The sequence below is a fragment of the Allobosea psychrotolerans genome (assembly GCF_002917105.1).
Classification (GTDB): domain Bacteria; phylum Pseudomonadota; class Alphaproteobacteria; order Rhizobiales; family Beijerinckiaceae; genus Allobosea; species Allobosea psychrotolerans.
Map to the genome: position 1 here is coordinate 1 of NZ_PQFZ01000036.1, position 21361 is coordinate 21361.

The 21361-nt window shown below is 65.3% G+C and carries 20 protein-coding genes; 7 read left to right on the plus strand and 13 right to left on the minus strand.

The window, feature by feature from the left end:
- The first annotated feature begins 482 nt into the window (after positions 1–482).
- A complete protein-coding gene (locus CYD53_RS29025; protein ID WP_210202453.1) occupies positions 483–2087 on the plus strand; it encodes an ABC transporter substrate-binding protein in 1605 nt (534 codons plus the stop codon).
- Between the two features lie 153 nt (positions 2088–2240).
- Here CYD53_RS29025 and rsgA read toward each other — a convergent pair whose 3' ends face one another.
- Both rsgA and CYD53_RS29035 read right to left on the minus strand, forming a co-directional pair.
- On the minus strand, positions 2241–3254 hold the full coding sequence (gene rsgA / locus CYD53_RS29030; RefSeq protein ID WP_103721555.1) for a ribosome small subunit-dependent GTPase A: 1014 nt from the start codon (positions 3252–3254) through the stop codon (positions 2241–2243).
- 337 nt (positions 3255–3591) lie between these two features.
- Positions 3592–5046 (minus strand): aromatic amino acid ammonia-lyase, encoded by a 1455-nt coding sequence (locus CYD53_RS29035; protein ID WP_103721556.1) that lies wholly within the window; start codon positions 5044–5046, stop codon positions 3592–3594.
- Positions 5047–5219: 173 nt separating this feature from the next.
- Between CYD53_RS29035 and CYD53_RS29040 the strand changes: the two genes are divergently transcribed.
- Positions 5220–5969 (plus strand): GntR family transcriptional regulator, encoded by a 750-nt coding sequence (locus tag CYD53_RS29040; protein WP_103721557.1) that lies wholly within the window; start codon positions 5220–5222, stop codon positions 5967–5969.
- Positions 5970–6022: 53 nt separating this feature from the next.
- Here CYD53_RS29040 and CYD53_RS29045 read toward each other — a convergent pair whose 3' ends face one another.
- The 6 genes from CYD53_RS29045 to CYD53_RS29070 are packed head-to-tail and all read right to left on the minus strand — an operon-like array spanning position 6023 to position 10936.
- Positions 6023–6802, minus strand: a complete 780-nt coding sequence (locus tag CYD53_RS29045; protein WP_103721558.1) for an enoyl-CoA hydratase-related protein — start codon at positions 6800–6802, stop codon at positions 6023–6025.
- Positions 6803–7582: an enoyl-CoA hydratase/isomerase family protein gene (locus CYD53_RS29050; protein ID WP_103721567.1), complete on the minus strand. Its 780-nt coding sequence runs from the start codon at positions 7580–7582 to the stop codon at positions 6803–6805. It lies immediately after the preceding gene.
- A 35-nt stretch (positions 7583–7617) separates the two neighbouring features.
- On the minus strand, positions 7618–8493 hold the full coding sequence (locus CYD53_RS29055) for an amidohydrolase family protein (RefSeq protein WP_181012076.1): 876 nt from the start codon (positions 8491–8493) through the stop codon (positions 7618–7620).
- Positions 8486–9100, minus strand: coding sequence for a carboxymuconolactone decarboxylase family protein (locus CYD53_RS29060; protein ID WP_103721568.1), 615 nt, complete (start codon positions 9098–9100; stop codon positions 8486–8488). The genes CYD53_RS29055 and CYD53_RS29060 overlap by 8 nt, the downstream gene beginning before the upstream one ends.
- A gap of 11 nt (positions 9101–9111) precedes the next feature.
- Positions 9112–10317: a CaiB/BaiF CoA transferase family protein gene (locus tag CYD53_RS29065; protein ID WP_103721560.1), complete on the minus strand. Its 1206-nt coding sequence runs from the start codon at positions 10315–10317 to the stop codon at positions 9112–9114.
- Positions 10310–10936 carry a glutathione S-transferase family protein gene (locus CYD53_RS29070; RefSeq protein WP_342751752.1) on the minus strand — a complete coding sequence of 209 codons (627 nt, stop codon included), beginning with the start codon at positions 10934–10936 and terminating at the stop codon, positions 10310–10312. Before CYD53_RS29070 ends, CYD53_RS29065 begins: the two co-directional genes overlap by 8 nt.
- Before the next feature lie 250 nt (positions 10937–11186).
- Here CYD53_RS29070 and CYD53_RS29075 point away from each other — a divergent pair, with 250 nt between their 5' ends.
- The 5 genes from CYD53_RS29075 (at position 11187) to CYD53_RS29095 (ending at position 16964) form a co-directional block, all read left to right on the plus strand.
- Positions 11187–12203 carry an amino acid ABC transporter substrate-binding protein gene (locus tag CYD53_RS29075; protein ID WP_181012077.1) on the plus strand — a complete coding sequence of 339 codons (1017 nt, stop codon included), beginning with the start codon at positions 11187–11189 and terminating at the stop codon, positions 12201–12203.
- A 199-nt stretch (positions 12204–12402) separates the two neighbouring features.
- Positions 12403–13497 (plus strand): sensor histidine kinase, encoded by a 1095-nt coding sequence (locus CYD53_RS29080; protein ID WP_245928484.1) that lies wholly within the window; start codon positions 12403–12405, stop codon positions 13495–13497.
- A 355-nt stretch (positions 13498–13852) separates the two neighbouring features.
- Positions 13853–14977, plus strand: coding sequence for a phosphotransferase (locus CYD53_RS29085; protein ID WP_245928486.1), 1125 nt, complete (start codon positions 13853–13855; stop codon positions 14975–14977).
- A gap of 84 nt (positions 14978–15061) precedes the next feature.
- A complete protein-coding gene (locus CYD53_RS29090) occupies positions 15062–16390 on the plus strand; it encodes an aspartate aminotransferase family protein (RefSeq protein ID WP_103721561.1) in 1329 nt (442 codons plus the stop codon).
- A gap of 82 nt (positions 16391–16472) precedes the next feature.
- Entirely contained in the window at positions 16473–16964 is a 492-nt protein-coding gene (locus CYD53_RS29095; RefSeq protein WP_103721573.1) for an Lrp/AsnC family transcriptional regulator, read from the plus strand.
- A 120-nt stretch (positions 16965–17084) separates the two neighbouring features.
- On the opposite strand, the gene CYD53_RS29100 is transcribed toward CYD53_RS29095, so the two are convergent.
- The 5 genes from CYD53_RS29100 to CYD53_RS29120 form a co-directional block, all read right to left on the minus strand.
- Positions 17085–17753, minus strand: coding sequence for a haloacid dehalogenase type II (locus CYD53_RS29100; protein WP_103721562.1), 669 nt, complete (start codon positions 17751–17753; stop codon positions 17085–17087).
- A 213-nt stretch (positions 17754–17966) separates the two neighbouring features.
- Entirely contained in the window at positions 17967–18479 is a 513-nt protein-coding gene (locus CYD53_RS29105; protein WP_103721563.1) for a GNAT family N-acetyltransferase, read from the minus strand.
- 285 nt (positions 18480–18764) lie between these two features.
- The gene (locus CYD53_RS29110; protein WP_103721564.1) at positions 18765–20201 is read right to left on the minus strand and encodes an NAD(P)/FAD-dependent oxidoreductase; all 1437 of its coding nucleotides are present in this window, start codon (positions 20199–20201) and stop codon (positions 18765–18767) included.
- A 78-nt stretch (positions 20202–20279) separates the two neighbouring features.
- Entirely contained in the window at positions 20280–20627 is a 348-nt protein-coding gene (locus CYD53_RS29115) for a RidA family protein (protein WP_181012078.1), read from the minus strand.
- Between the two features lie 47 nt (positions 20628–20674).
- The coding region (locus tag CYD53_RS29120) for an ABC transporter permease (RefSeq protein WP_103721565.1) at positions 20675–21361 on the minus strand (687 nt) is incomplete at its 5' end.

The window sequence follows — 21361 nt, forward strand, 5'->3', positions numbered from 1 at the left end:
CGCCACGGCATGGTCCAGCCCTCCCAACTATCAAGGGAAAAACTGTCACCCTTCTATCCGGGCTCGTCTGTCACCAATCTATCCAGGCAGGACAGCGCAGCGCCGGATGAGGGGGCGCCGTGCCCTGTCAGGTTGGCGCCGTGCCCTGTCAGGATGGCGTCGTGTTTCGGCGAGATGGAAAGCTCACAGCGCCCCCTCATCCGTCTCGGCGTCGCCGAGCCACCTTCTCCCGCGAGGGGAGAAGGGAAGCGCGCGCACTCTCCGTCATTCTCGGGCTTGACCCGAGAATCTCATGACCAGAGGGCTCTGCTTCACGAGATTCTCGGGTCAAGCCCGACCATGACGCGCTTCGGATTCCGGGTCTCCGCTTCGCTCCGCCCGGGACGACGGCGCGTGGGTGGGCGGACCAGCCCCTCCTTGACAGCCCACGGAAATTGTCTTCAAATATTAGTTATTGACATACAATAATAAAGGGGATGGCCATGGCTTCTTCTCTGACGCTGCGGATGCCGCGCCTGGCCGGCGCGTTCGCTGTTGCGATGGGTGTCGCTTCGCTGGGTGCCGCTCCGGCCCGGGCGGAGAAGCTGACCATCGGGCTTGGCGGCTCCGTCAATTCGCTCGATCCGCATTTCTACTCGACCACGCCCAACAACCTCGTCGCCTTCCATATCTTCGACCGGCTGGTCGACCGCATGGCCGACGGCAAGCTCGCGCCGGGGCTGGCGACCGCCTGGCGCGCGACCTCGCCGACGGTCTGGGAATTCACCCTGCGCGAGGGCGTGACCTGGCATGACGGCAAGCCGTTCACCGCCGACGATGTCGCCTTCACGCTGAAGCGGGCGCTCGACGTGCCCAATAATCTCGGCGGCTTTGCCGGCATCATCCGGCCGATCACCGGCGTCGAGGTCGCGGGCCCGCTGCTGATCCGCCTGACCACGGCGACGCCGATCCCCAATCTGCCGAGCGACCTGACGCGGCTTGCCATCGTCTCGCGCCATGCCGGGCAGGACGCGACCACGGCCGATTACAACAGCGGCAAGGCCGCGATCGGCACCGGCCCGTTCAAATTCTCCGCCTATCAGCCGGGCGAGCGCATCGAGCTCGTCGCCAATGACACATGGTGGGGCAAGAAGCCCGCCTGGACGAGCGTGACGTTGCGCCTGATCCCCAATGTCGCCGTGCGCACCGCGGCCCTTTTGGCGGGCGATATCGACGTGATCGACCAGCCCTCTGCCAGCGACCTGCCGCGCCTGCAATCCTCCGACAAGGTCAAGGTCGCCGAGATCGCCGGCATGCGCGTCAACTATGTCGTGCCGATGATCCAGCCGGCGCCCGACGCGCCCGCGGTGCTGGACAAGAAGGGCGCGAAGATCGAACCCTCGCCGCTGACGAAGCAGAAGGTGCGCGAGGCGCTGTCGCTGGCGATCAACCGCGCCGGCATCACCGAGCGCGTGGTGCTGGGCACGGCGACCCCGACCGGCCAGTGGCTGCCGGCCGGCATCCCCGGATACGACGCCAAGACGCCGGTCCCGGCCTATGACGTGCAGAAGGCCAAGAAACTCCTGGGAGAGGCCGGCTTCCCCGACGGCTTCAGACTGACGCTCTCGACCGCCAATGACCGCACGCCCTACAGCGTCGAGGTCGCCCAGGCGCTGGCCCAGATGTGGAGCCGGATCGGCGTCGAGGTCGCGATCGATGCGATGCCCTTCAGCGTCTACTCCACGCGCGGCGCCAAGAGCCAGTTCTCCGCCTATCTCGGCAGCTGGAGCAACAACTCGATGGAGGGCACCGGCCTGCTGCGCGACCTGCTCGCGACCCGCAGCCAGCAGACCGGCTGGGGCCTCTACAACTGGGCGCAATATTCAAACCCCGCGCTCGACGCGCTCACCACCGCGGCGATCAGCGAGACCGACGAGGCCAGGCGCGAAAAGCTGGTGCTGGACGCGGTCAAGCTCGTCTCCAGCGACGTCGCGATCATCCCGCTCTATCATTTCAAGAACATCTGGGCGACGCGCGCAGCGCTGCGCTACGACCCCAGGATCGACGAACTGACGCTGGCGACGGATGTGCACAAGGCGGGAAAGTGAGCGGGCGGGGCGCGCTCTGAGCCGGGCTGGTCGCCGCGGCCCGCTTCGCGCCCTTGCGAAGGCGGCAAGGGGCGAGCGCCGGCCCCTCCCCGCTTGCAGCGCCGAGACGGCGTCGCCGGCCGGACTTGCCGGGCCGGAGCTGGCCGCCCGCGCCTAGCGCCGCTTCCCCCTCGGCCCCTTCACCTCCGGCGTCTTTGCCCTGTTCTCCAGGTCGAGCTTGCGCCAGCGTGCCAGGCGCTCAGGGTCGATCACGCCCTTGGCGACGGCCTCCCGCACCGCGCAGCCGGGTTCGTGCTCATGGGTGCAGTCGCGGAAGCGGCAGTGCGGGCTGAGTTCCGTGATCTCGGCGAACAGCGTTTCGAGACCGGACGCCGCATCGCTGACATGGAGCGTGCGCATGCCGGGCGTGTCGATCACCCAGCCGCCGCCGGCAATCGCATGCAGCGAGCGCGACGTCGTGGTGTGGCGCCCCTTGGCGTCGTGAGCGCGGATGTCGCCGGTCTGCTGCGGTTCGCCCTCGACGGCGCCGGCAAGCGCGTTGACGAGCGTCGATTTGCCGACGCCGGACGAACCGACCAGCGCGAGCGTGCGGCCCTCGCGACACCAGGGCGCGAACGCAGCCGCCACGTCAGGGCTGCGCGGATCGACGGTTGCGATGGCCAGCCCGCGCTGCAGGGCGGCGGCCTGGTCGCGATAGGGCTGCACGTCCGGCACGAGATCGGCCTTGGTCAGCAGGATGACCGGCTCGGCTCCGCTCTCATTGGCCAGCGCAAGATAGCGCTCCAGGCGCGCGACGTTGAAATCGGCATTGCAGGAGGTGACGATGAACAGCGTGTCGATATTGGCCCCGGCGAGCTGCGGCGTCGTGCTGCCCTCGGTGCGCCGCGCCAACACCGTCGCGCGCTCCAGCCGGCGCCGCAGCAGATGCGTGCCGGGCTCCACCAGGACCCAGTCACCCACGGTGAACTCGCCTGTATTGGCATGGACCGGCAGCTTGAGCCTGATCGGCCCGTCGGGCGTGATGGCGCTCATGCGGGAGCGGTGCACAGTGGCGATGCGCGCGGGCTGGAGGCGGGCCTCGTCCGGTTCGCATTGATCTGCAAAGAAATCCGTCCAGCCCAGCGCCGCAAGCGATAATGGTGCGGAGGCCGTGTCGCCTTGCGTCATCGTATCGCCCCACCGCTCGGCGTCCTCGTCATGGGCGACGATAGAGCGGGGTTCAGCCCGGCTTGCAAGCGCCGGACGACGGAAAGTGAGCGTCGTACGTGACGCCGCTTGAGCCGATCGCGTCCGCTGATGGTCCTGCGAGACAGGACCATCGGCATGGCGCAACTCCGCGACGGGCGCTGCGGGCCCATGACGCGTTTCCGCCATGGCGGTCCCCATGCCGCGTTTTCAAAGATCCGTCGCCGTGCAGCGGAGCTGCCAGCGGCGAATTCAGGCCATATCCCGCCGGTGGCGCGAAGGCCTGAGCCAAAACAGGCGCGCACCGGACGTAAGGGAGTCACGCCATGGCGATGAGGCGGTCGATTTCAGCCTCACTGGCAATGAGATAGTCGATCAATCGCCCGGCATGAGGCACACGTTGCCCGGCGCCAGCATATGGAATGGCGCGCCTGACCAACGCAAAAAGCTCAGAGGTTACTGCGCCAAGCGGCCTGGCCTGCCGCATGTCCACGGCCTGGGCCGCAACCATGAGTTCCAAGCCGAAGATCGAGCTGCAGAGCCCGGCGAGCTCAGCCGTGCGGCGCGCAGCAAGACCTGCCATGCTCGCGCGATCAAGATTGCCGTTGGAGTGGCTTGAACTGGCCAATTCGCCGACGACCGGGGCGCACAGAAGTCGCGCCTCCGACGTAATCGATTTATGGAACTGCGCGAGCCCGTTGAAGCCCGGCAAGCCGACGCCATCTTCCTCGATCAGGCCGACGCTCAAGCCCGACCAGAACGAATCCGCCTGCTTGGCCAATCGCTCCGTAGAACTGGTCACCACCGGCATCATGCCCAGCCGGGCGGTGTCCAGCGCCATCGCGAGTGCGACCATATCGAAATTGGCGACCGAGACCAGTTGGCGCTGCTCGATCGCCACGATCGGATTGTTCTGGCTCGCGCTCAGTTCGATGGCGAGTTGCCGGCCGGCAAAGGCCAGACTGTCGGCGGCATTGCCGTGGATCAGCGGCAGCGAGCGAAAGCTCAGCGGATCCTGGAGGTGGCGCGGGCCGCCTGGCTGCATGAGATAGCTGCCAGCGAGATAGGTTCGGATCGCGCGGCCGTGGCGCAGAACACCATCGAAGGGGCGGGACATCAGTGCGGCTTCCGAGACAATCGACGGATTGGCCGCAAACCCCTCCATGCTGAAGGCCCCGACAAGCGTGGCGAAATCGAGCATCCGCTCGAGGTCGTGGAAGGCGAGAGCGGCGGTGCCGATCGACAAGGCGCTGGAGTTCAGCAGGGCAAGCGCCTCGCCGGCCGCGAATTCATGGTCCCGGTAGAGTTCCAGCGCGAGATCGGCGATGGGCGACATGTCGCTTTGGCCCATCGAGCCCCAGTGATGGACGTCGATCCGGCGATCTGTATTGAGGGCCTCGACCAGCATCTCTGCCATGACGGGCCTGACGCCGAGATAGCCGGTCGCCATGCTGTTGAGCAGCACGACCATCATCGCCCGCACTGTCTCATGCGAGGCGAGCGGGCCGTGTCCCATGTTATGCGTCAGGAGCAGGCGGCGGTTGAATTCGGGTATCCGGTCGGGCGCGAGCATGGTGCCGGTCTTGGCGCCGACGCTGCTGGTGACGCCGTAAATCTTCTCGCCCTTGCGGACGACCTCGTCGACGATTTCGCGTGCGCGGCCGATGCGTTCGATCGCTTCGCGCGCGAGGACGACTTTCCACCCGAGCCGGGCGGTCCGTACGATTCCTGCTGGGTTCAAATTCCGGCCGGTGATCTCGACGACGTTGTGCATGATGATCCGTCCCGGCAGCTTGGCGACAAAAGGCGGTCCACGGCTTTACGCATCGTCGGGCCGCTCAAAAAGGACAATAAGCTAGTTCATTGGATTAATGTCGTACCCAGCGCTCGTCAATCGCCGGCCGTTGCGCTAGCCTGTCGATCGTCTCAGGTCACATCTGGAGCCGCATGATCGTCCGCAGCGTTTCTTCGAAGCCACTGGATTTCAAACGAACCGGTATTTCGCGCTATCATCAGCTCGCCACCTTGTTCCGGCGCAGGATCGAGGCCGGGCAGTGGCAGGTCGGCGCACAGATTCCAACCGTCGACGAGCTCGCGGGGGAATGCGGCGTGGCGCGAGCGACGATCCGCCAAGCGCTCGACCTGCTCGAAGACGAGCAGCTGATCGAGCGCTACCGGGCGCGGGGAACGTTCGTGCGCCGCCGGCCGGCCGAGAATTTGTGGTGCGAGGTCGGCACCGACTGGTCTGGCCTGCTCAGGCCGAATTACGACGCAACGATCGAGATTCTTCACGACGAGCCGGATGTGGCTCTTCATGCTTTCGAGGAGCAGATCGGAAAGCTTGCGCCGGCCTATCGGCATGTCCGGCGCCGTCACTGGCGGCATGGGCAGCCCTTCCTTCTGGCCGATCTCCATATCGACGAAAGGCTGCGCAATCGCATCACCCAGCGCGATCTCGAATCCAAGACGGCCCTGCGCCTGATCTCGGAAGTCGAGGACGTCGAGATTCTCGATGCGCGCCAGACGCTGACCATCGGTACGGCGGACATCGAGACCAGCCAAGCGCTCGGGATCTCGCTGGATTCGCCGGTCGCCTTCGTCCATCGGCAAGCGTTGGATCAGGACGGGATGCTGGTACTTGACGCGAAGGGCATCTATCGCGGCGATGTCGTCAAATTCGACGTGAAGCTGCGCTAGAGCATTTTCGTCACGCGAACCGGTGTCCACTTCGCTCGAGAATGCTCTAGCTCTCACTGCCCCGTGAACCGGGGCGGACGCTTCTCCAGAAAGGCACGCATTCCCTCCTTTTGGTCCTGCGTGTCGAAAAGCTGGACGAAGGCCTTGCGCTCCAGCGCCAGTGCAGTGTCCAGGGGCAGGTCCTGCCCGCGCTGCACGACGTCCTTGATCGCCTGGACGGCGAGCGGTGGCATGGCAGCGACGGTCCTGGCTATGGCCAGCGCGCGCGGCAGAGCGCTACCATCCGCCACGATCTCCGAGAGCAGGCCGGCCTGGAAGGCATCGGCCGCAGTCAGCAGTTCGCCCGTCAAGACCAACTTCATCATGCGGTATTTGCCAATGGTCCACAGCAATCGCTGCGTTCCGCCGGCGCCGGGCATGATGCCGACACGGATTTCCGGCTGGCCGAAGCGCGCGCCTTCGCCGGCGACAATCATGTCGCAGCACAGGGCCGTCTCGCAACCGCCGCCCAAGGCATAGCCCTCCACCGCCGCGATCAGGATCTTCGGGCAGCGCCGCAGCACCGTGAACATCCGATCGGTCTCGAGCGCTTGATGCTGGGCCGGACTCATCGGCTCCATCTCGGCAATATCCGTGCCGGCGATAAAATAGTCGACCGCGCCGGTCAGGACGATGACGCGCACGCTTGCGTCGGCCTCGAGCGCCAGGACAGCATCGGCGATGCGTCCCTTGATGGCGAGATTCAGAGCATTGCGGCGTTCCGGGCGAGACAGCGTGATGACTGCGACACCGTCCGAAGCGTGGTGCAGGGCGACAGGGTCAGGCGCATGCATTCAGCCGCCTCCGAAAACCGGCCTGCGCTTCTCGGCGAAGGCAAGCTGCGCCTCCTTCGTATCCTCGGAGGAGGCCAGCGCAACGGTCTGCGACTGCTCGAAACGATAGCCGTCACGCAGCTCGAGACCTTCGGTGACATTGAAGGATCGCTTGGCCGCCTGGACGGCCGAAGGGCTCTTCGATGCAATCTCGCGCGCGATCTCCTGCGCCAATCCGAGCAGGCGCTCGCCCGGCACGCAATCCGAGGCGACGCCCATCCGGTAGAGCTCCGCGCCGCGCACACGGCGCGCCGTATAGATCAGCATCCGAGCGTCGGATTCCCGGAAGAACCGCCTGACATGGCTGACGCCGCCGGCCAGACCGACATCGACTTCCGTCATCGCGAAGAAGGCGTCCTCCGCCACGAGAATGATATCGCAGCACAAGGCGAGCACGCATCCTGCGCCGATGGCGGCGCCATTGACGGCAGCGATCACCGGCTTGGCACATTCCATCACCGTATCGAAGGAGGCGCGCACCAGGCGGTTATGGCGCGGATAGGCGCCCGCCTCCTGCGCCAAGCCAGGCCGCTCCTTGAGGTCGGCGCCCGCAGAGAAGGTCTTGCCAGCACCGGTCAGCACGATCGCCCGCACATCGGCGCGGTCGCTCAGGCTGTCGAAGACGGCGACGATCTCCTCCCGTAACCGACGATTCTGCGCGTTGACCGGCGGCCGGTCGATCGTCACCGTCGCGACGAAATCGCTGACGTCCACCGTCAGGCATTCAAGGGCGTTGGTCATCTGGGACTCCGTATCGGACGCGGCTTCGGCGTGCATCACAACCCGTAGAGCTTGCTGGGATTGTCGACGAGGATCCGCCGCCTGAGCTCCGCATCCGGAACCCACACCGCGAACAGGTCGAGCAGATGCCCGATATCGGGAGCCCGCTCGGCCAGGCGCAGATGCGGCCAGTCCGAGCCCCAGATCACGCGGTCAGGGTTGGTCGCGATAAAGGCATCATGGAACGCCCGGGCATCGGCATAGTCCGGAAAATCCTGCGAGCAGCGGCACAGGACGAGCTTGATCCAGAGCCAGCCTTCCCGAAGCGCATCGAGGATCGCCTTGAACGCCGGATCGTCGGGCCCGCGCGCGATCTGCAGGCCGGCCATATGGTCCAGCACGATCGGAAGGCCGCTGGCGCGATAGAGCGGCAAGTTCGCGACATGGCGGTCTATCCCAGCCCAGATCTCCGCATGCCATCCGCGCGTCCGCATGCCGGGAGCCATGGCCGCAAGAGACTCGGTGCCGACCGAGCCCGGGAACGGGCCGGTACCGCCGGGCAGCGTCATGTCGTTGAAGCGCAGGCCGCGAATGCCCGCCGCGTGCCAGAGATCGAGATCGGCCTGGGGGACCTGCTCGCTGGCGGCGGCAATGCCGCGCAGGCGCCCGCCACCTCGCGCCAGGGCGTCGAGGATCGCAGACGGGTCTTCGCCGTAGGCCCCGGGCTGGACGAGGACGCCACCAGCCAGGCCGATGCGCTCCAGCATGTCGCGATGGGCTGCGGCGGGAGCCAGCGGCGGCTCATAGTGCATCCGGTGCGAGACGGGGAAGCGCTCATAGGGGCCGAAGACATGGGCATGGCCGTCGCAGGCACCGGCCGGCAGCATCCAGCCGGGCGCCCGATGCGATCTCGGGGCGACGGTTTCAGCCACGGCCGGCTTCCTCGATCGCTCGCAAGGCCGTGGGCAAGCAAGTCGGCCCATCCTGCAACCTGGGGAGCGGCGGCGCCGCTCCATCCGGCAGCGGAATTCCGTGTGCATTCAGCGTCATCGACACCATCGTGTAGTAACCGATCACCCCGGTCAGCTCGACCGCGCCCCTGGGGCCCCATCGCTCGACGATCGCGGCGTGGACCTCGTCCGAGACGCTGCCGGTCTGGAGGAGCAGGCGGGCATACTCATAGACCTCGCGCTCCTCGTCTTCGGCGAAGACCGGCGCCTGGCCCAACCGAATGGCCTCGATGCTGGCGGCGTCGAGGCCGGCGGCCTTCGCTGCTTCCGCATGGATGTAGAACTCCAGCTGGCTGTTCCAGTGGCGGCCGGCGACGATGATGGCGAGCTCGTTGAGCCTGGCCGGCAGCAGCGTCGCATAGCGCAGGAACTCGCCGAGCCGGGACCAGCGCGTCGCCAGTTCCGGACTGTGAATGACGGCGCGCAGCGGACCGACCAGCCGCCCGCGTGGGCCGGAGACGACCTCGTCATAGACCTTGCGCTGGTCGGGCGTCATCTCATCGACGGCAGGAAGGTGGAGGCGCCCCATTCTGTTGTCCATCAAGCTTGTTCGGCCAGGCCGATGTCGCGAAGAATCTCGTCGGTATGCTGACCGAGCAAGGGCGGGGGACGATCGAAAGAGAGCGGCGCGTTCTCGAAGTTCAGCGGGCTCACGACCTGAGGAACCTTGCCAGCGAGCGGATGCGGCAGGTTGCGCAGCATGCCCCGATGCTTGACCTGCGGATTGTCGAACACTTCAGGCACCGTGTTGATCGCAGCACAAGGAACGCCGACCGCATCGAGCGCACCGATGAGCGCGGCGCGATCGAAGCGGCTGAAGGCCGCCCGCAGCAACGGATCGAGCAAGGCGTGGTTGGTCACGCGCGCCGGATTGGTGGCGAAGCGCGCATCGCTTGCCCATTGCGGCTCGCCCAGGGCCTCGCACAGCTTGGCGAATTGCCCGTCATTCCCAACCGCCAGCACGATGAAACCATCGGCGCAGGGGAAGACGTCCTGGGGCTGGATATTGGGATGGCGGTTGCCGCCGCGCACCGGAGTGCGGCCGGAGACCAGCCAGTTCATCGCCTGGTTGGCCAGGAAGCCGGTCTGAACATCCAGCATGGCGAGGTCAATATTGTCACCCTCGCCGGTCTCGTTGCGCCGGACAAGCGCTGCGAGCACGCCGACTGCCGTGTACATCCCGGTCATGATGTCGACGATCGGAACACCGACTTTCTGCGGCCCTGCCCCCGGCATGCCCTCGCGCTCGCCGGTGACGCTCATCAGTCCGCCCATCGCCTGGATCGCGAAATCATAGGCCGCGGCGGATCTGCGCGGGCCGGTCTGCCCGAAGCCGGTGACCGAGGCGAAGACCAGGCGCGGATTGATCGCCTTGAGCGCCGCGTAGTCGAGCCCATAGCGCCTGAGCGTCCCGACCTTGTAGTTCTCGACGACGACGTCGCTCGTGGCCGCAAGCCGGCGGATGATGTCCTGCCCTTTCGCGCTGGTGATATCGACGGTGATCGAGCGCTTCCCGCGGTTCACCGAGAGGTAGTAGCCGGCTTCGCTGGTCGGATTGCCGGCCTCGTCCTTCAGGAATGGCGGTCCCCAAGCGCGAGTGTCGTCGCCGGTATCCGGCCGCTCCACCTTAATCACGTCGGCGCCGAGATCGGCCAGGATCTGGGTCGCCCATGGACCGGCCATGATCCGGCTGAGATCAAGGACCCGGACGTGGCTCAGGGGGCCTTGGCGCCGCGCCTCAACCATCGCTTCGGACCTCGGTGGCGATGGCCGACGGGCGTTGACGGAAGGCGTCGTGCCATTGCGCCAACCGGGGATGGCTTGCCCGCCAGTCGAGATCGACGAAGCGGAAATCGAGATAGGACAGGCAGCAGCCGAGCGCTATGCCCGAAAGCGGCAGCGGACCCGGCGCGATTGGGCCGGCGCCGCCTTCGAAACGCGTCAGAACGGCCGACGCTTTGGTCGCGAAGCTCGACAGCCATTCCGCCGTCTGCTTCTCGACGAGCTTGTTGCGCTCGTTGCGCCAGAGGATGAGCAGGTCGAGAAACCCGGTCGCGAGGGCATGGCGGCCGAGCTCGCTCCAGCGCGCCGGCCCCGCGGCGGGAATGATGATGCCGCCGCCGGCCAGTGAATCGAGATATTCGCAGATCAGTCCGGAATCCATCAGCACCGAACCATCGCCCAGAACCAGGGTCGGGATCTTGCTCAGCGGATTGTCGGGCAGCAGGTCCGGATTCGGCCTCGTCATCTGGACCACCGTCCGCCGCAGGGTCATCCGATCGGCCAGGCCCAGCTCATGCGCGGCCACCATCACTTTTCGGACAAACGGTGATCGAGGTGACCAGTGGAGTATCATGTCGCCCATTGCGCGCTCTTCGTCCGGTTGGCATCGATCTATCAATTAGCTTTATGGCCTATAACGATCGCCGCTTGCCGTGTCGAGCACGATGGTCACGCTCCCTGAGGGCAAGCCAACTGAATATATGTCGCTTTTATCGTTAAATCCCGACTCTTGCGAGCGCAAATCTCTGCGAAGCCACGACAGGCTGGCAGTTGACGCCGGGCCGAAGCGACAATAGGCTAGCCTTATGACCTTTAAAGAACGCCGGGAGGAAATGATGAGGCCACTGCAGGTTGTTTTCGGAGCAGCGGCGGTTTTCGCCGCGGCAGCGGCGGCCCAGGCCGGCACGCTCGAAAAGGTCAAGGAGCGCGGCGAGCTGATCTGCGGGACGAGCCCCGGCGTCCCCGGCTTCTCGTTGCCAAATGCGCAGGGACAATGGGCCGGGTTCGATGTCGACCTGTGCCGCGCCGTAGCGGCGACGGTGCTGAACGATGCCGGCAAGGTCAAGTATATCCCGCTCAACCCGAAGGATCGCTTCGCGGTCGTGCAGTCGGGTGAGGTCGACGTATTGTCGCGGCAGACGACCTGGTCGCTCTCCCGCGACACGACGCTTGGCCTGTCCTTCTCGGCGATAACCTATTTCGATGGCCAGGCGCTGATGGTCAAGAAGACCCTGGGCGTCAAATCCGCGAAAGAACTGAACGGGGCGACTGTTTGCGTCCAGGGCGGCACGACAACCGAGCTGAACATAGCCGATTTCTTCCAGAAGAATTCGCTGAAATACGAGCCGGTAAGCTTCGCCTCAGGCGACGAGGCCATCAAGGCCTTCGAGACAGGACGCTGTGACGCCTTCACCACGGACGCCTCCGCTCTTTATGCCTACCGTCTCAAGGTCGCCAATCCTCAGGACTTCGTGGTGCTTCCGGAACTGATCTCGAAAGAGCCGCTTGGGCCCGCTGTCCGTCGGGGCGACGAGGCCTGGGCCAACATCGTCCGCTGGACGCATTACGCGATGATCAACGCCGAGGAACTGGGGCTGTCCTCCGCCAATGTCGACGAACAGGCCAAATCGACCAATCCGGAGATCAAGCGTTTTCTGGGTGTCGACGGAAATCTGGGTGAGGGTCTCGGCCTGACGAAGGACTGGGCCTACCGGATCGTCAAGCAGGTCGGCAATTACGGTGAGAGCTACGATAAGTACCTGGGCCCGGCATCGCCGCTCGGCATTCCGCGTGGGGCCAATAATCTGTGGTCCAAGGGCGGCCTGCAATACGCCCCACCCATCCGCTAGTCCGCCATCTGATCGGCGCTGACGAGATTGGCCGCGCTTGGCGGCCAATCCACTCTGGTCATATGCGCCAGCTCCGGACGTCTCCCCAGGCCTGGAAGCGGAGATGCGCCCAAGGGGCCGGGAGATTTCAAAAGCGCTATGCTCGCCTGCTCCAAGGTGCGATTGAGAGAGTCATTATTCCGCACGCTTGGATTCTGTTGTGAACATCGCGCTACAGGAGAGGGAGCGTCTCGAGGCGCTGGCCAGCTTCAACATGCTGGACAGCCCGCGGGAGGGGGACTTCGATGAAATCGCGGACCTGGCCTCGCGTATCTGCGGGACCCCCATCGCCGTCGTAAACCTGATTGCCGAGCATCGCCAGTTCTTCAAGGCCGAGGTCGGCCTGGGCGTCCGGGAGACGCCATTGGACAGCTCGTTCTGCGCGAAGGCGATCCTGGAGGAGGAGTTTCTCCTTGTCCCGGATGCGACCAAGGACCCGCGCTTTGACTGCAATCCCCTGGTCACGGGCGAGCCGAAGCTGCGGTTCTATGCCGGTGCGTTGCTGAGGACCGCCGCAGGCCATGCGATCGGCACCGTTTGCGTCCTGGACTACCAGCCTCGCGAACTCACCAGTCTCCAGCAGGACGCCTTGAGGGTGCTGGCCCGCCAGGTCATGCGGCAGCTGGAGCTGCGCAAGGCGCTCCGGGACCTTGACGACGCTCAGCGGCAGCAAGCAGTGCTGAATGCCGAGATCGCGCATCGCATGAAGAACACGCTGGCCATGGTGCAGGCCATTGCGACCCAAACGCTGAAAGGCGTGACAGAGCGAGACGCCGTAGAGGCGTTCAGCAGACGCATAGCTGCGATGGGCGCCGCCCATGACCAACTGCTTCAGCAGGACTGGACGGCCGCGTCCCTGATCGGAGTCGTTCGACCGATGCTCGACCTCCATGGCGACGGCGGCCGCATCTCGACGTCCGGCCCCGACATCGACCTTGGTCCGAAGGCGACAGTCTCCATCTCGCTGCTCCTCCACGAATTGGCAACCAACGCGACCAAGTACGGCGCGCTATCAGCGCCCGCGGGCGAAATCGACCTTTCCTGGACGATCGACCAGCGCGGGGCCGAGCCGACGCTGCGGATGACCTGGCAGGAGTCGGGGGGCCCAAATGTGAGCGAGCCCAGCCGGCGAGGCTTTGGATCCCGGTTGATCCAAATGGGCCTGCTCGGCAAAGGCGGCGTCGAAAAGCAATGGCGGCCAAGCGGATTGATCGCGCAGTTCCAGGCCACCATGTCCGACGTGCAAAGTCTGTGAGTGGCCGCGGGCATTTTGACCACCCTCCCATGAACCATTCCAACTCCGAGGCATTTGGAGAGACTTGGGTTGGAGGCGTTTTGAAAACGTGGTCGAGGATGACGCGATGATCCAAATCCGCGGAAAAGGGACTTGATAGGCGTTCGAAAACCCGGCCATCTCCCTTCTCGAAACTCTCCAAATCTTCTGCCGAAGGTTGTGAGAAACGCGAAATCTTCTGCTTCCTATTGCAGCCGGCCGCCGATCTTACGCGCCGGTCCCCGTCTAATCTCAGCGAGCCACCGGGCCTATCGCCGATGCGAGGACGGAGCGCCCGTGCCCGATCGCCGATCGCGGCACATTGCGGAGAGCGGTTTTGAGTGTCGATGACGATGCCGGTCTTGCTGGCGACGCAGGCCGGCCCATCCTGTCGGCCGGAACGGCGTGGGAACCCGCCCTGGCCTCCCCGGTCGCGCTGGACGCCTATTTCCGCGAGGCCGCAGCGGTGCTGGCGGCGCCGCCGAGCGTCGTCGAGGAGGGCGTCCTGGCGGATCTGCTGGCGCGGCACTATGGCCTGTCCGGCCAGATCACGACCTTGTCGTCCGAAGTCGAATGCACGGCCGAGGTTGCGCTGCCCGATGGCCGGCGCCTGATCCTGAAGACGTCGCGGCGGCCCGAGGCGGTCGAAAGCTTCCGTTTCCAGTCTGCCGCGATCGCCACGGTGGCAGGCGCGGCCGGGTTCGTCGCGCCCCTTATCCTGCCGACCGGCGGCGGCGCGCTGATGTTCGCGGAGGACGGCGTCTGCGGCTATCTGCAAACCCGCCTGGCGGGCACACCGATGCATAGGGTGGCGCGGTCGCCCGGGCTGCTGCGCGATGTCGGCTGCGCGCTCGGACAGCTCGATCTCGCCCTGGGCCGGCGCGACCTCCCGGCGATGCATCGCCCTGTGCTCTGGCATGTCAGATGCTGGCCGCGCTTGATGGAGCTGCAGCGCTATCTGCCGCCCGGGCCGGTCGCCGAAGCGGTTGCCCGCTCGATGCGCGATTACGAAGGCGCGATCGCGCCCGCGATCGGCAGCGTCCCCTGGCAGGTCGCCCATAACGACCCGAGCCCGTTCAATACGCTGGTGAGCGAGGATGGCATCGCCTTCATCGATTTCGGCGATGGCTGCTGGGGCCCCAGGATCCAGGACCTCGCCATCGCGGCGAGCCACCTGGTGAGCGACCCTGCCCTGCCGCTGGGCGGTGCGGAGCATCTGATTGCCGGTTATGCTGCGGCGCTGCCGCTTTCGCCCGATGAAGCCGCCTTGCTCGTCGGGCTGATGCGAGCGCGCCAGAGCGCCCTGATCCTGATCAATTACTGGCGCTCGCACCTGTTTCCCGCCAATGCCGACTACATCAAGAAGAACGTCGCCCGGGCCGAGCAGGGCCTGGCCATCCTCGCCCCGCTCGATCCCGCCAGGGAGCGGGAAGCCGTCATGGAGGCGGCAGCGATGTCGTAGAGTGCCTCGATTTTGCCTTTGCAGGCGTTGCCAGGCGCCTCACACCGGATTGTCCCCGCATTTCTGTCGAACAGGGTGAAGCTCATGTCCGTCGATCTCATGCCCAACCGCTACAGGCCGGGCGAAGCCGAAATCGCGCCGCGCGATGCGGCCCTGATCGCCCGCCGCGACGCGGTGCTCGGCTCGTCCTATCGCCTGCAGTACCGCCGGCCGGTCCACTTCGTTCGCGGTGAAGGGATGTGGCTCTACGACCCCGATGGCCGCGCCTATCTCGATTTCTACAACAATGTTCCCTCTCTTGGGCATTGCCACCCGGAGGTGAACGCGGCCATGGCGGCGCAGGCCGGCCGGATCAGCGCCAACACGCGCTATCTCGAACCGCAGCTGGTCGACTATGCCGAGCGGCTCGTCGCGACCTTTCCCGGGGAGCTCGACCGGGTCGTCTTCACCTGCACGGGAAGCGAATCCAACGACCTCGCACTCAGGATCGCCAGGCTCGTCACCGGCAATGAGGGCGTGATCGTCTCGTCCTATGCCTATCACGGCACGAGCGCGGCGGTCGCAATGGTCTCGCCCAATCTCGGCGAGGCCGTGCAGCTCAGCCCCTCCGTGCGCATGGTGGACCTGCCGGGCCCCGCAGGAGTGGCGGATGCGCAGGCGGCCGCGTTCTTCGAAGCGCAGGTGCGGGCCGCGATCAAGGATCTGAACCGGCGCGGCATCGGCGTTGCGGCGCTGCTGATCGACAGCATCTTTTCGAGCGACGGTGTCTGGGTCGATCCTCCCGGCTTCATCGCCGGCGCGGTCGCAGCGGTTCGCGAGGCCGGCGGTCTTTTCATCGCCGACGAGGTTCAGCCGGGTTTCGGACGCACCGGCGCGCATATGTGGGGCTTCGAGCGGCACGGCATCGCGCCCGACCTCGCCACGCTTGGGAAGCCCATGGGCAACGGGTTTCCGATCGGCGCGGTCGTCGGGCGTCATGCCGCGATGGACCGTTTCGGCGCCACGGCCCGGTACTCGAATACTTTCGCCGGAAACACCGTCGGCATCGCCACCGCCGATGCGGTCCTGACGATTCTGCAAAGGGACCGGATCCTTGAGAACGCGCTCGCCATGGGCGCGCGCCTGGACGCCGGGCTCGCGCAGCTTTCAAGTCGCTTGGCGGGCATCAGGGCCGTGCGCCATGCCGGCCTGTTCTTCGGCATCGATATCGGCCTCGACGGCATGGCCGCCGCCCAACGCCGCGCCATGGCCTTGACCATCGTCAATGCCCTGCGCGATGACGGCGTTCTGATCAGCACCACGGGTGCGAATGAAGACACGCTCAAGGTGCGTCCGCCGCTGATCTGCGAGGCGGCTCATGTCGATCGCTTCCTCCAGGCGCTCCAGGATGCGCTCGGCGCTGCCGCCCCGTAGAGCCTTTTCGAGCGAAGGGAACACCGGTTCGCGTGACGAAAATGCTCTGGCGCAGCTCCCGATCCCGGACGAATGTAAGCGCATGGAAACCGCAGTTTCACTCGATTGGCTCGACATCAAGCTGCTCGATCATATCCAGCGAAACGGCCATTGTTCGAATGTCGAGCTGTCGGCTGCCGTGGGCCTCTCGCCCAGCCCCTGCCTCGCCCGGGTCAAACGTCTTCAGGAAGCGGGGGTGATCCGGGGCTATGACGCCAATATCGCCTTGGAGAAGCTGGGCAATTTCATCACGGTCTTCAGCGAGATCACCATCAGCGAACACCGGCGCGACAGCTTTCGCCTGTTCGAGGAGGCGGCCGAGACACTGCCGGAGATCACCGAATGCTACAATGTCAGCGGCGGCTGCGATTACATCCTGAAGATCATCGTCGACAGCATGTCGCGCTTCAGCGCGATCAGAGATCATATGCTCGAGCTCGATGTCGGCATCATCAAGTTCTCCAACAGAATCGTCCTGAGAAAACCTTTCGAGACGCGCAGCGTCCCGCTGCGAAATCTGGCGCCGAAGCGCTAGATTTCGCAGCGGACTGACGGCGCCGCGTCGGGATTACGCGGCCTGGCGCTTGCGCCAGTGGCATCGTCACGGATGCCGCCGCAATCAGGACAAGGGGCTGAACGGCCGCGTTTTCGGCTTTCAGAGGCCGAAGACGGCCGGCAGACCGCCGATGTCGCGGATCTCGACATAGCCGTAATAGGGATTTGGCGGCTCGTGGCCGCGATTCACCCAGACCTTGTGCTTGATGCCGAGGTCATGCGCCGACATCAGGTCGTAGCGGAACGAGGAGGAGACATGGCAGATGTCCTCGGGCCCGCAGCCGAGCTGGTCCAACATGTATTCGAAGGCCTTGAAGCGCGGCTTGTACGCTCCTGCCTGCTGCGCCGTGTAGACGGCATGGAAGGGCGCGCCGAGCCGGGCGACATTATGCGGGATCTGCTCGTCCATCGCGTTGGAGAGGATGACGAGGGGGATCTCCTTCGCCACCTTGGCGAGGCCGGCCGGCACATCCGCATGCGGCCCCCAGCTCGGGACCTGCTCATAGACCCAGCGCGCATCTTCGGGGCGGAACGCGACGCCGTTGTGACGGCAGGTGTGCTCGAGGGCGTTGTAGACGATCGCCTCATAAGGCTTCCAGTCGCCCATCACCTCGTCGAGGCGGTAGGCCGAGAAATCATCGATGAACTTGCCCATGGCGGGCTCGTCCAGCTTTGCGCCGTAAAGCGCGCGCGCAGCGTCCGCCATCGCGAAATAGATCAGGGTCCCGTGGCAATCGAAGGTCACGTATTTGGGTTTGATGACATCCATCATCGCTGCTCCCGATTGGCGAAGCGATCAGCCTCGCTTCCGCTGCGATCATAGTGTCCGGCGAGCTTGCGGCTGCTCCTGTAACGAGCCCGTGTCGAGCAGGAATTGCTGCAGATCATTGCCGTTGCAGCAGATCGTTTGCCTGTCCGGAGAGGGGCTGCGCCGATGGAAAGGCGGGCTTGCCGCAATCACATCGATGTCGCGCCGGTCGCGCTAACCTGCATTCACGAGCCGCTGGAACCATGTCGAACTGATCCACAGGCCGCGCTTGCGCGCATAGTCCCTGAAGGTTCCGACCTCTTCGAAACCCAGTTTGCGATGCAAGGCGTTGGAAGCCTCGTTGGGCTGCGCGACGCCGGCAACGGCGAGATGGACGTCCTCATCCTGCAGAAGGGAGATCAAGGCGCTGTACAGCCTCGTGCCGGTTCCGCCCCGGCGTCGGTCGGGATGCAGATAGATGCTGGTTTCAACCGTCGTATCGAAGGCGGCGGAAGGCCGATAGCGGCTGCTATAGGCGGCTCCAAGCAGACGGGCGCCGTCATGCGCCACCAGCAGGCGATAGCGGCCTGCGCCATAGCCCTCGAACCACGCCCGACAACTTTCCAGGGAGAGCAGCTGCGTGGTGAAGCGGGCGTTCGTGTTCTCGATGTAATGATTGAAGATAGCCATCAATTCGGGAATGTCGTCCGGACGTCCGGGCCTGATCAGGACTTCGTCATTTGGCATCGATCCGAGACCTTTCTGGATAGGCTGACACACGCAAGTGGGAGACCGCGTTCACCCCGCCCCGCCGGAGCCTTTGGCTCCGCCGGGTCACGTCGCTTCCCGCTGCTTGCTTTCATGTTCGACGGGCGCGGCGTTCCGGTCCCGAATGGAGGGAATGCCGCAGGCTCGGTCGAGGTGAAAGCCGGCGATCCGGCCGCGCCGTGGGAGATCACGTCGGGGGGCGTCCATCACATCAGGCCACTCCCAATCCGAACGGATCCGGCCATTGCCTGATCTGCCCTCCCCCTATCGCGTGCCGATCCTCAGGCCGAAGACCTTAGGAATCGCCGCGGCCGCGCGCTGGACGATACCCGCCCGCTCTTCGCGTTCTTCGGCCTCTTCGCAGCCGATGATACCCCAGCGAACCAGACGCCCACCAAGGGCTCGGAACGGCTCCGGCGGCAATGACGGCAATTTCCGCGTGCACAGTGGCAGATTGGCCCAGATATCGTTCGCGCCGAGCACCAGTGATGCCAGACACTGCCCGCCCATATAGGTCGGATTCACGCCATGGCCGGAATAGCCGCAGCCATAATGGATCCGGGTACCCGGCATGGTCTTGAAGAACGGCAGGCGATCCGAGGACACGTCGATGCCGCCGCCCCAGACCCCGGATATGCCGACATCGGCCAGGCTCGGCAGAAGCCGTCGCAGTGCTCTTTCCGCGCGGGCCCCGGAGGCCCTGTCCGTGGTCAAACCGGCATCGGTCGCATTCCCGCCATAGCTGATCGGCCCCGAGCCCGAACCCATCAATACGCGGCCGTCCACCGTCTTGCGGAAATAGTGCACGAACATGCGCAGATCGGCGAGGCCCTCATCGCCGCTCCAACCCATCTGTTCGAGCTTTTCGGGCGCGGGCTCGGTCATCAGTGCGTAGGACGAGAAGACGCTGACATGGGCACGGATGTCGCGATGGCTCGCGAGCCCGATATTGGTGGCCAGCACGACCTCGCGGGCCAGGATTTCCCCTGCCGGCGTGCGGATCCGGTTGGGCGAGCCCGCGTCCAGGCCGCTCATCGGCGTATTCTCGTAAACGACGACGCCGGCTTCGATCGCAGCCTGCCGCAGCGCACGCGCCAGGCGCGCCGGATGGACATTGGCGCCCTCTGGAAAGAACACCCCGCCACGGAAGGCGGGCGAACGACAATGCGCCGCGACCTGCTCTCGTGTCAGCGCCTGGGCGCTGTCGGGCTCGCCAAGGCGGCGGGCGGTGTCCGCATAGGCTGTGATCTTGGCGTCCTGCGCGGGCGCCGCCGAAACGCGGATATTTCCCGCCTCGCGCCACCATACGTCACGGCCCGGCGCGGTGGCGAAGGCGCGGATGGCGTCCTGCGCGCGGGTCCCGGCGCGTGCAACCGCAAGCGCGCCGTCATCTCCGAGATTCTCGGCCATGCCGCCGAGCGAGGCCCAGTATCCGTGAACCTTCCCGCCATTCTTGCCGCTTGCCCCCGAGCCGCAAAGCGAGGCCTCGATCAGCACGACAGACAGATGCGGAGCCCGCTCCTTGAGTGCGAGCGCGGTCCACAAGCCGGTGAACCCGCCGCCGACGATCGCGACATCGGCTGTGATCGTCCCCGACAGAGACGGCTGGGCAGGTCGATGGCCCTCAGTGCGCAGCGCGTCGCTGAACCACCAGGAGCAATCGCTGGGAGAAGGGCTCGGGCCGGCTTTTGAATGGGGCATGTCGCAATCGATCGCGCTGAACTCTGGTGGAGCCGATGACAGCACCGGCTCCACTATCCGTAGGCGACGCTTGTCGGATCAGACCAGTGCCTGAACCTGTATCTCGACAAGAATATTATCGGCTGCAAGGCGCGATTCCACCGTCGCACGGGCCGGAGGCTGCTTCGGGTCGACCCAGGCCTCCCAGGCCGCGTTCATCTCGTTGAACGTGCTGATATCCTTGAGCCAGATATTGCCGACCACGATCCTGGTCTTGTCGGTGCCGGCCATCGCCAGATAGCCGTCGATCTGCGCCAGGATGTCGGCGGTCTGCTCCTTGACGCCGCCGCTGCGGTCCTTTGCCGTCAGCCCTGACAGAAAGGCGAAGCCGTTGGCGACCAGAACCTTGCTCAGGCGGCCGTTTTGAATGTCGTGACGTGTGATCATCGATAGCTCCTCTGTGTGACGATGGGGATTGCGGTCGATTGCTGGCATCAGGCCGTCTTCTTCTGCCCACTCATCGCCAGCAGGACGAGGATGAAGGAGGCGGCCGTCAGCAGGGTCGAGATCGAGGCGATGGTCGGGTCGATCTCGTCGCGCAGCGCGGTGAACATGCGCTTGGTCAGGGTCTGGTACTGCCCGCCGGAGACGAAGAGCGCGATGATCGTCTCGTCGATGGCCGAGATGAAGGCGAAGATGCCGCCGGCGAAGACGCTGGCCTTGATTTGCGGCAATGTCACGGTGAGGAAGGCGCGCAGGCGGTTCATGCCGAGGCTGCGCGCCACCATCTCCTGCGTCTTGTCGAAGCTCTGCAGCCCGGCGACGACCGAGGTGATGACATAGGGCAGGCCGAGCATGACGTTTGCCAGCACCAGCCCGGTCAGCGTCTGGATCAGGCCGATCTTAGCGTAGACGAAGAAGATGCCGATCGCGATGATGATGATCGGCACGATCAGCGGCAGCATCAGCACCATGTGGAGCGAGCGCATCAGCCTGGTCTGCGAATGGCTGATGGCGTAGGCGGCGGCGACGCCCAGCGGGGTTGCGACAATGACGGTGAGGATGCCGATCAGCGCGCTCATCCGCGTCGCCTGCATCCAGGCCGGGTTGCCGAAATACTCCTCATACCAGCGCAGCGAGAAGGACGGCGGCGGGAAGGTCAGGAAGCGCGTGCCGGAGAA

Coding starts and splice junctions, on each gene's coding strand:
- CYD53_RS29115 (WP_181012078.1), bottom strand. CDS start 20,627: ATGATCACACGTCACGACATTCAAAACGGCCGCCTGAGCAAGGTTCTG.
- CYD53_RS29040 (WP_103721557.1), top strand. CDS start 5,220: ATGATCGTCCGCAGCGTTTCTTCGAAGCCACTGGATTTCAAACGAACC.
- CYD53_RS29110 (WP_103721564.1), bottom strand. CDS start 20,201: ATGCCCCATTCAAAAGCCGGCCCGAGCCCTTCTCCCAGCGATTGCTCC.
- CYD53_RS29095 (WP_103721573.1), top strand. CDS start 16,473: ATGGAAACCGCAGTTTCACTCGATTGGCTCGACATCAAGCTGCTCGAT.
- CYD53_RS29025 (WP_210202453.1), top strand. CDS start 483: ATGGCTTCTTCTCTGACGCTGCGGATGCCGCGCCTGGCCGGCGCGTTC.
- rsgA (WP_103721555.1), bottom strand. CDS start 3,254: ATGACGCAAGGCGACACGGCCTCCGCACCATTATCGCTTGCGGCGCTG.
- CYD53_RS29045 (WP_103721558.1), bottom strand. CDS start 6,802: ATGCATGCGCCTGACCCTGTCGCCCTGCACCACGCTTCGGACGGTGTC.
- CYD53_RS29100 (WP_103721562.1), bottom strand. CDS start 17,753: ATGGATGTCATCAAACCCAAATACGTGACCTTCGATTGCCACGGGACC.
- CYD53_RS29070 (WP_342751752.1), bottom strand. CDS start 10,936: ATGGGCGACATGATACTCCACTGGTCACCTCGATCACCGTTTGTCCGA.
- CYD53_RS29075 (WP_181012077.1), top strand. CDS start 11,187: ATGATGAGGCCACTGCAGGTTGTTTTCGGAGCAGCGGCGGTTTTCGCC.
- CYD53_RS29105 (WP_103721563.1), bottom strand. CDS start 18,479: ATGCCAAATGACGAAGTCCTGATCAGGCCCGGACGTCCGGACGACATT.
- CYD53_RS29060 (WP_103721568.1), bottom strand. CDS start 9,100: ATGGGGCGCCTCCACCTTCCTGCCGTCGATGAGATGACGCCCGACCAG.
- CYD53_RS29090 (WP_103721561.1), top strand. CDS start 15,062: ATGTCCGTCGATCTCATGCCCAACCGCTACAGGCCGGGCGAAGCCGAA.
- CYD53_RS29050 (WP_103721567.1), bottom strand. CDS start 7,582: ATGACCAACGCCCTTGAATGCCTGACGGTGGACGTCAGCGATTTCGTC.
- CYD53_RS29035 (WP_103721556.1), bottom strand. CDS start 5,046: ATGCACAACGTCGTCGAGATCACCGGCCGGAATTTGAACCCAGCAGGA.
- CYD53_RS29065 (WP_103721560.1), bottom strand. CDS start 10,317: ATGGTTGAGGCGCGGCGCCAAGGCCCCCTGAGCCACGTCCGGGTCCTT.